This window comes from Sedimentibacter saalensis (genome assembly GCF_007830175.1).
Lineage (GTDB): Bacteria > Bacillota > Clostridia > Tissierellales > Sedimentibacteraceae > Sedimentibacter > Sedimentibacter saalensis.
This window is the reverse complement of the sequence record NZ_VLKH01000001.1, coordinates 248,118-260,529: the sequence shown is the minus strand read 5'-3', so window position 1 is coordinate 260,529 and position 12,412 is coordinate 248,118. Positions and strand designations below refer to the sequence as shown.

At 35.9% G+C, this 12,412-nt stretch carries 10 protein-coding genes; 9 read left to right on the top strand and 1 reads right to left on the bottom strand.

The features are described 5' to 3' along the window. Positions 1 to 45: 45 nt before the first annotated feature. The 9 genes from LY60_RS01150 to LY60_RS01110 all read left to right on the top strand — a co-directional run bounded on the left by LY60_RS01150 (position 46) and on the right by LY60_RS01110 (position 10,990). Entirely contained in the window at positions 46 to 1,422 is a 1,377-nt protein-coding gene (locus LY60_RS01150) for a hypothetical protein (protein WP_145078824.1), read from the top strand. A 242-nt stretch (positions 1,423 to 1,664) separates the two neighbouring features. Beyond that, complete coding sequence (locus LY60_RS01145; protein WP_145078820.1) at positions 1,665 to 2,456, top strand: tryptophan-rich sensory protein; 792 nt, start codon at positions 1,665 to 1,667, stop codon at positions 2,454 to 2,456. A gap of 193 nt (positions 2,457 to 2,649) precedes the next feature. Further along, a complete protein-coding gene (locus tag LY60_RS01140; RefSeq protein WP_145078817.1) occupies positions 2,650 to 3,339 on the top strand; it encodes a response regulator transcription factor in 690 nt (229 codons plus the stop codon). 2 nt (positions 3,340 to 3,341) lie between these two features. Then, positions 3,342 to 5,090, top strand: a complete 1,749-nt coding sequence (locus LY60_RS01135) for a HAMP domain-containing sensor histidine kinase (RefSeq protein ID WP_145078814.1) — start codon at positions 3,342 to 3,344, stop codon at positions 5,088 to 5,090. A 352-nt stretch (positions 5,091 to 5,442) separates the two neighbouring features. Continuing rightward, positions 5,443 to 5,724 (top strand): hypothetical protein, encoded by a 282-nt coding sequence (locus LY60_RS01130; protein ID WP_145078811.1) that lies wholly within the window; start codon positions 5,443 to 5,445, stop codon positions 5,722 to 5,724. A gap of 17 nt (positions 5,725 to 5,741) precedes the next feature. Continuing rightward, positions 5,742 to 7,400, top strand: coding sequence for a TolC family protein (locus LY60_RS01125; RefSeq protein WP_145078808.1), 1,659 nt, complete (start codon positions 5,742 to 5,744; stop codon positions 7,398 to 7,400). Positions 7,401 to 7,437: 37 nt separating this feature from the next. Then, on the top strand, positions 7,438 to 8,688 hold the full coding sequence (locus tag LY60_RS01120; protein WP_145078805.1) for an HlyD family secretion protein: 1,251 nt from the start codon (positions 7,438 to 7,440) through the stop codon (positions 8,686 to 8,688). A 12-nt stretch (positions 8,689 to 8,700) separates the two neighbouring features. After that, the gene (locus LY60_RS01115; protein ID WP_145078803.1) at positions 8,701 to 9,891 is read left to right on the top strand and encodes an ABC transporter permease; all 1,191 of its coding nucleotides are present in this window, start codon (positions 8,701 to 8,703) and stop codon (positions 9,889 to 9,891) included. Next, positions 9,842 to 10,990, top strand: coding sequence for an ABC transporter permease (locus LY60_RS01110; RefSeq protein ID WP_145078800.1), 1,149 nt, complete (start codon positions 9,842 to 9,844; stop codon positions 10,988 to 10,990). Before LY60_RS01115 ends, LY60_RS01110 begins: the two co-directional genes overlap by 50 nt. A 63-nt stretch (positions 10,991 to 11,053) precedes the next feature. Here the strand turns inward: LY60_RS01110 and LY60_RS01105 are convergent, their stop codons facing one another. Next, on the bottom strand, positions 11,054 to 12,412 hold the full coding sequence (locus LY60_RS01105) for a glutamine synthetase family protein (RefSeq protein WP_170226063.1): 1,359 nt from the start codon (positions 12,410 to 12,412) through the stop codon (positions 11,054 to 11,056).

The window sequence follows — 12,412 nt, the reverse complement described above, 5'->3', positions numbered from 1 at the left end:
TTTTAATAATGTTTAAAATAAATTTATAATACCAAGGGGGATAAAATGAAAAAGAAATATTTTTTATTGTTATTAGTAGTTGCAATCTTATTTTCGTTTCAAACAGCATTAGCTGAGAACAGGATGGATTACACAAATGAAGCTTCCAAGCTTAATGCCATGGGGCTTTTTAATGGCACACAAAATGGGTACGAGCTTGACAGGGTACCAACACGTGTTGAATCTGCAGCAATGCTGGTGAGGCTGCTTGGAGCAGAACAGGAAGCAAATGAAAAGAATTATGAACATCCTTTTACAGATGTACCTGAGTGGGCTGACAACATTGTTGGCTACATGTACGAAAAGGGTTATACAAAAGGATTGGGTAACAATCTGTTTGGTTCTAGTCAAACAACAATTGCCAGGGATTATACAACATTCATGCTGCGTTCTTTAGGATATGGTGACGGTGATTTCAGTTATCTGGATGCTATGAACTATGCAGTGACTAAAGGAATAATTACTGAAGAAGAAGCCGGAAAACTTAACTCATTAGAGTTCAGAAGAAATGAAATGGCGATGCTTTCTTATAGAACACTCAAGGTGCCTGTTAAGGGTGAAAGTGTTTTGTTGTCTGAAAAATTGGTTGAAAATGGTGTTGTCTCTGCACAGGCTGCTTATGATGCAGGTGTTGCAGATTATGAAGTTTTGCCTGTGAAGGTGTATAAATCAAACGGAAGTTTAAAAATTGATTTTTATTACAGTCAGTTAAGTCCGGAGATTAAGGAAGTGTATTACAAATTAGCTTACAGTACAAACGGACAGGAAGACTTTTCTGACGATGAATATATGGCCAGATCAGCTTTTCTGATGGATAATCAAAAAAGAAATATTAAGAACGAAGGCTATAACAATCAGACAGGTGAAACATATTATCAGGATATGCATACAATTGTGAGGTTTTATGATAATTCATATATAATGAACTATTATTGCATAGTGCCTGAAAATATAACTGAAGGTGAACATAAATATGTAATCATTAAAGCCTCCGAAAGCATGAAAAAATTACAGTCGGAATCTGAAAAAGAGTTCGCACAGTACAGGACGGAAAAGTTAAGCAAAATCAGCCAGATACCGGCTAAAGCGTACAGTATTGAACAGGCAGACGGTAAATACTTTATAAATATAGACAGAACTAAACTTCCTGAAAGCATGAGAAATGCTGTTTACTATGGACAGAGCGGCGTTTCAGACAATGACTACAGCAACGATATTGAAAGAACGTTAGGTAAATTCTTCACTTCAACTACTGCTCACAGGAAAAACGGTGAATTTATTGATGGAGAACCAATTGAACTGATGGAATATGAATACAATATGTTCACATTGCTGGATGAAAATGAAGATATAGTTGGAGTCACTGTTTTAAATGTGAATTAATCAATTTATTCAATAATATTAAATTATGAAGCCAAGAACAATCTGCTTTCTTGGCTTCATATGTTTTCAATGATTGCAATGCCTTTCAGATATACTATGATTTTAATTGAATATAATAATTACAGGAAGTATTTATTTTAATTGAAGACAATGAGTTATTCAGAGGATAAAAATTGCGGTGGTATTATGTAAAATAATAGAATGGTATTTCAAGATTAAATATACCAATAGGAGGAATTGAAATGTTTGCTAATAAAGTTAAAAGCTCTGTTAAAATTAGTGTTGTTGTAACATTTTTGATAATGATTGTTGTCAATGCTCTGGCTAATATTCTGCCCATTAATGGACAAACAACAGGTGAAGTTTCCAATTCATATCCCAATTTGTTTGCGCCTGCTGGAGTAACATTTTCTATATGGGGATTAATTTATTTGTTATTGGCTGCCTTTACACTTTATCTGCTGGGATTTTTTCAGGATTATTCAGATACCATCAAGGCAAACCTGCTGAACAAGGTGGGAATAGTTTTTTCAATATCATCTGTTGCCAATGCAGCCTGGATATTTTCATGGCATTATAACAAAATTCCTTTGTCTATGGTACTGATGTTAGTAATCCTTGATTGCCTCATATTCATTAATTATTTAATAAAAAATGAAAGGTTAACAGCAAAGGAAAAGTTGTTTATAAATGTTCCGTTCAGTGTTTATTTTGGCTGGATTACCGTAGCAACTATTGCCAATGCAACAACACTTTTAGTCAGTATTGGATGGGACGGATTTGGAATATCTGAACCCACATGGGCAGTAATAATTATTATCACAGGTATGCTGATTGGAACGTTAACCATGATTATTAACAAGGACATTGCATACGGTCTTGTAATGTTGTGGGCATATGCAGGCATTTACATAAAACACACATCAAAAAGCGGCTTTGACGGTCAATATCCTGCTGTAATTTACACTGTTATTGCATGCATGATTATTTTTATATTATCTGAAGTTTACTTATTGTACTATAAAAGAAAATGACAATTGGTAGTTACTTAAAAGTTTTATACAATGATAATGTAGTAAATCCAAGAAAGCGACCTGCTTTTCTTGGATTTATATGTTTTTTGTGTATAAAGTTGACAGATTATGGTGTTAAATATATTATGTTATTATTGTGGCATAAAAGTTTGATTGTAGTTAGTGCCATAAAGTAAATAAAGGAAGAGCAAAAATGCAAGGAATAAGTATTTTAATATGTGATGATGATCCGGTAGTTCATGAATCATTAAAAATCTATCTAAGAAACGAAAATTTTAACTGCTTGTCAGCTTATGACGGAGAAGAAGCACTTAAACAAATTAAATGTTTTATGCCGTCATTAATAATATTAGACATTATGATGCCAAAATTAAATGGATTGGAAGTGTGCAAGGAAGTCAGGAAAACAAGCTCGGTGCCAATTATAATGCTGACTGCCAAGGGTGAAGAAATTGACCGCATACTGGGACTTGAACTCGGTGCTGATGATTATATTGTAAAGCCATTTAGCCCCAGGGAAGTTGTTGCCCGAATTAAAGCAATAAGAAGACGCATTTTGGAAAATGTGGCAGATGGCAAGCCGTCAACATTATTCTTTGAGCATCTTGAAATCAGTCTTAAAAAATATCAGGTTAAATACGATGATCAGGTTATTATTTCAACGCCAAAAGAGGTGGAAACATTATATCTTTTAGCCTCAAATCCGGGACAAGTCTTTTCCAGAGAACAGATTCTTGATCGGGTCTGGGGGTGTGATTATTACGGAGACACTCGAACAGTTGATACTCACATTAAACGAATAAGGGCCAAGCTGCCTCAGGAAGAGATGAACTGGGGATTGCAAACCGTATACGGTGTGGGTTACAAATTTGAGGTAGACTGATAATGAAAAATTTATTAATTCGAAGAATAACAATTTTAATATCCATTGCCATATTAATTTCTTCTGTTTTAGTTGCCTTTCTGGGTGTGTTGTTATGGGAAGGCATTAAGGCAGATAACAGGGTCAAGGAATTTGTGCCGGCCATTTCTGTAGTTGCTGAGTGCACCATACAATATCAGGATGGGAACATCAGCAAGGATACATATGAAAAGATATTGATGAATTCATTAAAAGAGTATATCAGAGGATATTCAGTTTTAAATGCAGATGGAACAGTTGTTTTTACTGCTGAAGGACTTAAGGATTCAACAATTAATACTATGATGAATAAATCTCTGGATGAAGTGCTTAATGGACATGAAACATATGAAAAAATATACCAATCAAAGCTCAATCCGGCTGCTTTGGTAGGTGTACCGATTGTGAAGGAAGATAAAAGCATTGGTGCCGTCTTTGTATTGGTAGATATGGCTGATTTTCTGCCGGAAAGAAAAAGATTTTTTCAATCGCTTTTAATTGCAATGATTGTTGTAATTCCTTTTGTAATTGTACTTTCCTACGTGGTGTTAAAAAGAATTACAAAACCGGTTAAAAATGTTGTAGAAGCTGCAATTTCCATGAGTCAGGGAGATTTTTCCGCTAGGGCAGACGAAACATTAAAAGGTGAAATTGGGCTTTTGGGAAGGACATTGAATAAAATGTCCATTGATCTTTATAAGAATGTTTCACAGCTTTTCATTGAAAAAAACAGGCTTCACCAGGTATTGAACAGTCTTGATGAGGGCATGATTGCTGTAGATGAAAACAAGAAAATCACACATTTTAATAAAGTGTTTTTAGAAATGTTTGAACTGACGGAAGATGAAGTAAAGGGTAAGAATGTAGACGATATTCATGTCATAAATGATGAATTATATGAACTGACTCAGGCCATAGAAGGAAAATATTCCATAGTAAAAAATTATGAAAATGATAATGTTATTATGCGAATAGTGATCGCCTCCATACAAGATGAAAAAGATAATGTTGTTGGTGCTGTAGTTTTATTCAGGGACATTACGGAATTAGAAAAATTAGAAAAAATGCGAAGAGATTATGTTGCGAATGTTTCTCATGAGCTCAGATCACCTCTTACATCAATCAGAGGTTTAATAGAGCCATTGATGGACTCTTTTGTAACCGATGAAGATGACATAAAAAGATATTATAAAATTATTTATAAGGAAAGTCTGAGGCTTTCAAGACTTGTTGATGATATAATGGAACTTTCAAGACTGCAAATGAATGAAGCTGTTATTGAAAAAACATCAGTTGATCTGGATTCTATAATAGAAATGGTATATGAGAGATATAATCTGTATGACGAAGAAATCAATCTTGTTTACAATCCGGCTCCATTGCCCAAGGTTTACACAAACTACGACAGGATTGAGCAAATTCTAGTGATATTGTTGGACAATGCCTATAAATTTACTCAAAAGGGCGGTCAAATTGAAATTATTACTGAAGTCAGGCCAAAAGATGTGCTTGTTACGGTAAAGGATACAGGAACAGGCATTAAAAAAGAAGACTTGCCGTTTGTTTTTGACAGGTTTTATAAGAGCGATAAGTCCAGAACAAAAAAAGGGTCAGGGCTGGGATTATCCATAGCAAAAGAAATATTAAATTTAATGGGTGAAAAAATAAAAGTTAAAAGTGAGTATGGGGCAGGAAGTTCATTTGAATTTACTGTTCAAATATGTGACCTTTAATATTAATATAAGACAACAATGATAACGAGACTGTTGCATTAGTGTAGTATCGTGTCATTCTGTGGGCTCTAGCCCGAAGAATCTCAGAATTTCAAAAGATGAGATCCTTCGCTGCCGCTCAGGATGACATATACTTAATGCAACAGCCTCGTTTTTATTGTTCACAATTGTTCAAATTCATATCATATTGGTGCCATATTGATGAAATATGATAATAACGTTAAGAACAAGATATAAAAGAGGTATAAAAATGCCGGACACAACAATAAAAAACGAAAATATCACGCTTGTTTGTACAACAGCTAAATTTGAATGCGGGTGACTGATAAGAGAAGGCAGAAAAATTGCAGACATGACTGGTACAAAGCTATATGTGATTAATGTACAGAAAAAATGCCAATGGGGCAATAAGTTAAGCAAGGAATTGGAGCACCTGTTCTTGATTTCTAAAAATTCAGATGCACAAATGCTCACATTTTTTTCTGATAATCCTGTTGAAATACTTAATGACTGTATAGAAAGAAGGAGTGTGAAGCACGTAGTTTTGGAGGATATGGGAATAGAAACAGCAAATTTATTAAAACAATTGGATGTTAAATCCAATGAAATTGAAATACATATTTGTAAATATTAAATTGAAAGGAAAAAGATATGAATATTAAAAGGATAACAGCATGTACATGTGCTTCGGCGATTTTGCTGTTTGCAATTTGTCCTGTATATGCAGATACAACGTCTAAAGATGAACCTACAGCAGCTCCCTATTCACTTGAGCCGGAGGGGGCCTTGAATTCATCAAGCAGTGAAAAGGCGAAGGAAACTATGAACTTGACTGTGGATACAGCAGTAAAATATGGACTGGAAAACAACAAGAGCATTGACATGCTGGAAAATAAAATTCAGCTTGCAATTATTTCAGAAAGCAATGCAAAGAAAAATTCTTCAGATTTGAAAAAAGCAAAGGATACACTCAAGGAGGCCATGGATAAACTTGATGATGCAGAAGAACAAATTGATTCAGCACAGGGACAAGTTGATCAGGCAGAAAGTCTATTATCAAAAGGCATAGCTCCAATTTCCATACCTCTTTCTGATTCTCACGGCAATCCCATTAATGATGGAAACGGCAATCAAATTGTTATTCCGGCAGGTTCAAATATTCTTGATACATTGATTGGAATTGGAATTCCATCTGAAACTGCAAATGGCATGTTTTCATTGATAAAGCAAGGCATAGAGGCTGAATTGTCTTCAAACCAGTCTAAAATAGATGAAAACAGCATTGCAGTAAAGGAGGCCAAATCAACTCTTGAAGCAAAAAAAGAAGAATTTAAAGATATTCTTAAAGACACCTCAGAAAAACTGGATGCAAAAATTGATTACGGCTCTTTAGTTAGCCTTGATGCAGTTGATGCAGGCAAACTTATGATTACAATGGCCGGCGTAAATCTTGACGTCACCAGATACGCCAAAAACATATATAAAAACCAAATTGCCATGTTAATTCAAAAAAATTATTATGATGCACTGTATGCAAGAAAAGTATATGAGTTGAAAAAAGTAGCCATGGAACGGGGTGAAAAACAATACAACATGGTTAAACTTTCTTATGATAACGGAATGAAAGCAAAAGATGATCTGCTTCTCAGCAAGATGTATTATGACAGCACAATAATATCCTGCCGACTTGCTGAAGCGGATTATAAAAATGCTCTTGTGAAGCTTAAGGAAAACATGAATTTAAACATGGATACGGAAATAACCCTGCAAGATTCTATGTTTGACAAAGTTACAGAAGAAAACTTAAGTGATGGACTGAAAAGTGGGTTGACAAACAGAATAGAAATACAGAAGGCCCTTGGCCAGCTAAAAATTTATGAACTCAATGAAGAAATATTGAATTCCCGTGCTGAGTACAAAGCAAATAGAAATGGAATTAAAGAAGCAAAGTTGCTGACAGAAGGGGCAAGGCTGCAGCTTGATAAAGCAAAAACCACAGTGACTTCAGAAATCAACCAGTCATATGAAACAATGACAGCAGCCGGAGACATGCTGTTGGCTTCAACAGAACTTGTAGCCAACGCAGAAGAGGTTGTTCGCATTGCAAATCTGAAATATGAGCAGGGATTTGGTGCAGAGAATGCTTTGCTAAAACAAATGAATCTTCAGGAAAGCTCAGGGACAATCATAGAGCTAATTGCTGCTCAGGAAAAATTATCAGAGGTTGAAGCACAAGTGGCTCAAATAAGTTACGGTTATACAATGGCAAAAATAAAATATCAAAATGATGCAGGAATAATCATTCATTAAATATATCTAAAACAGAAAAGAAAGGACGGAATAATTTATGAAAGGTTTATTGGAAAAACTAAATAAGACTATAAATAAGGATTGGTTCAGCAAAAATATTAAAAGCATTACTATAGCATTAGTTGTGATTGTATGTGCTTTAGGAATTACAATCGGCACTACAAAAATATATGGAGGAAGTATGGAATCGGGTGCCCGTCAAGGCATTGTATCTGCCAAGGACGTAAGCATCAATACTAAAATACCCGGTCGTATAGTAAAGTTTTATGTTGAGGAAGGACAACAAGTCAAGATTGGTGACCCAATAGTGGAAATATCCAGTGAAGAAATTCAAGCAAAAAAATTACAATTAGAAGCACAGGTTGCACAGGCACAGGCAGGCGTAGATGCTTCACAGGCAGCACTTGAGATGGCACAGGGGGCTTATGAGGTGGCACAGGAAAGAGTCAAGCAAGCCGAGGCAGGTGTCATTGCCAGTCAAAGCCAAAGAAATATGGCTGCTGCTGTTAATGAGAAAGCTGAAAATGGAGCCAGAACTCAGGAAGTTGCCCAGGCGGAAAGCGCATATAATTTATGGAAATCCACATATGACAGAGCAGTTGTTTTAAATGAGGGAGGAGCAATTTCCAATCAGAAGCTGGAGGAAATCAAGACTCAAATGAATGTGGCAGAACAAACTCTAAGCATGGCTAAAGAAGGAGCAAGAACTGAAGACAAAAAGGCTGCAAGCGCACAGCTGTCATTGGCTGAAGCCGGCATATTGTCAAGCAATTCATTGCTCAACCAGGCATGTGAGGCTTCGAACATTGCACTGGCACAGGTCAGTCAGGCCCAGGCCGGACTTGCTGCTTCTCAAGGCAAACTTGACCAGGCAAAAGCCGGCTTGCAGGAAGTGGAAGTGTATTTGAAAGATACAGTTATTAAATCACCAATAGACGGAACAATTACTGCAATAAATTCTGACGAAGGAGAACTTGTATCAACTGGCACTTCAATTGGAACTGTAAGCAATCTTGATAAATGCTGGATCAGCATAAATCTGGACGAGAATAAATTAGAAGGGGTATCAGAAGGACAGACTGTTGATGTAACATTAGCTGCCTATAAAAATAAAAAATACATAGGAACTGTAGTAACAATAAATAAAGAACCTGATTTTGCAGTTAAAAAGGCAACAAATGAAAATGGAAGTTTTGATATTGTTTCATTTGGGGTGAAAATAGAAATTGATAATTTGGATCAATCCATCAGACCTGGTATGACCGCCATGGTAAATTTTGCAAATTAGGATGTGGGGAAGATGTTAGCAAAAAGCTTCAAACAAGAGTGTGCAAGCTTTGTTGAAAATAAAATAAACTTATTGGTTCTTTTTATAATACCTTTATTTGTTGTAATACTGCTTGGTGTTGAATTGTCCAAAGGAGTTATAACTGATATTCCCATAGCAGTCATCAATTATGATAATTCATCATTCAGCCGTCAGTTGGTAGAAAAATTTGATCAAAATGAGACTTTTAAGGTAACAAGTTATCCAGCCAATGAGCAGGAGCTTGAAAAATTAATGAAGAACAGTAAGGTTCGTGCCGGGTTGATTATTCCTGAAAATTTTTACAACGATATAGCTTCATTAAAATCTCCAACTGTATTGATGGTTTATGACGGCAGCCATTTGTCGATCACAAGCACGGCTAAAGCAAAAGCAACAGAAATTCTGTTGACCTATAAGGCAGGTGCCGCCATTTCGCAGTTAACAGGAAGGCTTAATATGTCTTATAAAGAAGCCTACAACATTGCTCAGGCTTTTCAGTTCAATAACAGAGTGCTGTATAATTCGTCAAAAAGCTTTGAGTTTTTTTTGACGCCGGTTCTTCTGGCAGGATATATTCAATCAGCAATAGCACTGACCGCTACAGTATCTGTTGATCAAAAAATATTTTATGAAGAAAAGATGACAAGACTAGGCTATGCATCAGGCAAGGTTTTGTTCTATACGCTGTTTGGAAGCCTGAGCATGATGATTTGCATGATTCTTCAAATTGGATTATTTAATGTGCCGTTTAAAGGAAATTTAATGAGTTTACTGATTCTGACAATAGGACTCAGCTTTTCAGTGTCTGCCTTTTGCGTAATGATATCTTCATTGATAAAAAACAGAATGGTATGCCTGATTGGCGGTGCAGTTTTATTTATTCCTAATTCGGCTATGGCAGGAACAACATGGCCAATTATATCCATGCCTGCAGGTTATCAAAGTTTTGCCATGTACATGCCATTTGCACATTATGCAAATAATATCAGGGACATATATTTAAAAGGGACATCACTGCAGCAGATTATTGGTGATGTTTCATATCTGTTTGTATTTGGAGCTGTAATTCTGATATTGACAGAACTGGTTATGATTATTGCTGACAGAGAGTCTGAGCACAAGGAGGTGATGGATGATGACATACAAGGAAACATTCATACGGGAATTCCGCTCGATATTTAAGTATAAAGGAATGATGATTCTTCTGTTTATAGGACCAATTTTTTTAACATTGTTTTTTGGAGGAATTTACTACAATGACTATGTTAAGGATATACCCATTGCCATTCTGGACGAAGACGGTTCTACTCTCAGCAATCTTGTGGGCAGTTATTTTTTGAGCAATGAACGTTTTGAAGTAACAAATTACCCAGCCACAAGAGCAGAACTTGAAAGACTTATTGATGATGGGGACGTACAAATGGGAATTTGCATTCCTAAAGGTTTTGAAAGTAAGGTATCTACGTATCAGTCTTCACAAATATTAGCCATTACTGATGGCACAAATATTGTTATGGCAAACAATGCAATTGCTCAGGCAACATTAATTACGCAGTCAATATCTGCCGGAATTGAGATGAAGCTTATCCAGGGTAAAGGGGTATCTCCAAAAATAGCCCAGGACATGGCCCTTGTCTACAATGTAGGAGAAAGAATGTTGTTTGATCCAAAGATGACATATATGAATTATTTGATGCTCTGCTTCCTGGCAGTATTTGTTCAGCAATTGATGCTTTCTGCAATGGGATCAACTTTTATCAGAGACAATGAGTACATTAACAGTGGTAATGTACTGTCAAAGGTTCTTGCTGCCGTCAGTGCTTGTTTTGTTGGTATACTTCCGGCTGTCACCATCTGCATTGTCATTCTCCGCAAGCTTTTTCATGTGCCTATGATAGGAAACATATGGACAGTGTTTCTTTTGACTGTGGTTTTTCTTATTGCGCTTACGGGGCCATCACTATTGATTGCTTCCATGACAAAGGACAGGGTGAAGTATTCCCAAATAGAATTTATGTTGTCTCTTCCTACATTTTGCTCTTGCGGCGGCGTATGGCCTGTTGACCAAATGCCAAGACTGCTGGAAATATTAATCAGAGCATGCTGGCCGGTAATTAATTATGCCAAGATTGTTCAGGAAGTTTTAATAAAAGGCATGGATTTTAGTGCAACAATTCCTAACATTCTGCAGATGGTCCTCTTTGCTTTTGTATGGCTTCCCATAGGAATTTTTTTCTACAAAAAAACTTTCAATAAGGTTATGGTTCCTGAGATTATGTGAAAATAACAGCTTATGATAACACGGTTGTTTGTGTTTTAGGTATTTAACATAAACAACCGTTTTTTATATTTGCTCCAGATACTCAGATATTTCCCAGTCACTGACGTGTTTCATATACCTGTTCCATTCATATTCCCGAAGAAGTATGTATTGATTAATGAATTCTTCTCCCATGATATTTTTAAAGTAGGTATCTTTTTTTAATTGACTTATGGCATCTATCAAGGTAGTGGGAAATCTTTCATAATAATTTTCATATGTTGTGTCGCCGTTGCATGAATTTGGTGATTGAATTTTGTTTTTAATACCATCCAGTCCTGCTGCCAATACTGCAGCTAATGTGATATACGGATTAGTATCTGATCCTGGTAATTTATTTTCTATCCTGGTATTTTGGTTTCTTGCAAAAGGAACTCTTATCATAGCTCCTCTGTGTTCATAGCCCCATGATATAGAAGTTGGTGCAAATCTATACTCTTCAAGTCTTTTGTAGCTGTTCACAGTAGGATTAACCAAGCCGCAAAGTCCGTTGGCATGCTTTAACTGTCCGGCAATAAAATGATGGCACATATCTGATAAACCATCCGGAAAATTATTGCCACTGAACAGGTTGTTGCCATCTTCATCATAAAAGGAAATATGAAGATGAGCTCCACTTCCGTTTTGTCTTGCCTTTGGTTTTGCCATGAAGGTTGCAATAAGATTTTTGTTTTTGACTATTTCTTTAATAGTCATTTTGTAATAAGAGGCCATGTCGGCTATCTCAACACCATAAAATGGCGAATTTGTAATCTCCAGTTGCCCTGATGCATATTCAGTGTTTGCAATTTCAGGGCCTGCACCTATTGCTGATAAATTATTCATGATGTCTTGAATTATGTCTATCAGCACTGGCTCATGAACTTCTGAGTAGCATTGTATACTGTTGTAGATTGGTTTTAATAAGTCATTGTTTTTTTCGAAAATAAAAAATTCATATTCGAAAGCTCCTCTTATAGTGATTCCTTCTTTTTTATAAAGAGAAATCACTTTTTTTAATACGTTTCGAGGTGTGTATTCTATGAGATTTCCAAATGAGTCATAAACATCGCCGATTACCCTTGCAGTGTTAGGCAAGTATGGAACTATGGAAAATGTGGATAGGTCAGGTTTAACCACACAGCTTGGGAACCCCCCTTTGTAACCACCTCCGACTTTGTCATTTAACTCACCTTTTGTGTCAAATGCAAAAACTGCAGAAGATAAACCAATGCCGCTATTAACAACACTTGACATGAAGTGTTCCACTGAAACAAACCTTGAACGATTAATATTTGAATTGTCGTTTACGCATACTATTACGGTCTTGATTCTGTTTTCCTGAATTAACTGAGTTACATGTTCTATGTAAACATTCTTTTCATCAATGATTTTATTGGACAT

Coding starts and splice junctions, on each gene's coding strand:
- LY60_RS01150 (WP_145078824.1), top strand. CDS start 46: ATGAAAAAGAAATATTTTTTATTGTTATTAGTAGTTGCAATCTTATTT.
- LY60_RS01145 (WP_145078820.1), top strand. CDS start 1,665: ATGTTTGCTAATAAAGTTAAAAGCTCTGTTAAAATTAGTGTTGTTGTA.
- LY60_RS01140 (WP_145078817.1), top strand. CDS start 2,650: ATGCAAGGAATAAGTATTTTAATATGTGATGATGATCCGGTAGTTCAT.
- LY60_RS01135 (WP_145078814.1), top strand. CDS start 3,342: ATGAAAAATTTATTAATTCGAAGAATAACAATTTTAATATCCATTGCC.
- LY60_RS01130 (WP_145078811.1), top strand. CDS start 5,443: ATGACTGGTACAAAGCTATATGTGATTAATGTACAGAAAAAATGCCAA.
- LY60_RS01125 (WP_145078808.1), top strand. CDS start 5,742: ATGAATATTAAAAGGATAACAGCATGTACATGTGCTTCGGCGATTTTG.
- LY60_RS01120 (WP_145078805.1), top strand. CDS start 7,438: ATGAAAGGTTTATTGGAAAAACTAAATAAGACTATAAATAAGGATTGG.
- LY60_RS01115 (WP_145078803.1), top strand. CDS start 8,701: ATGTTAGCAAAAAGCTTCAAACAAGAGTGTGCAAGCTTTGTTGAAAAT.
- LY60_RS01110 (WP_145078800.1), top strand. CDS start 9,842: ATGATGACATACAAGGAAACATTCATACGGGAATTCCGCTCGATATTT.
- LY60_RS01105 (WP_170226063.1), bottom strand. CDS start 12,412: ATGTCCAATAAAATCATTGATGAAAAGAATGTTTACATAGAACATGTA.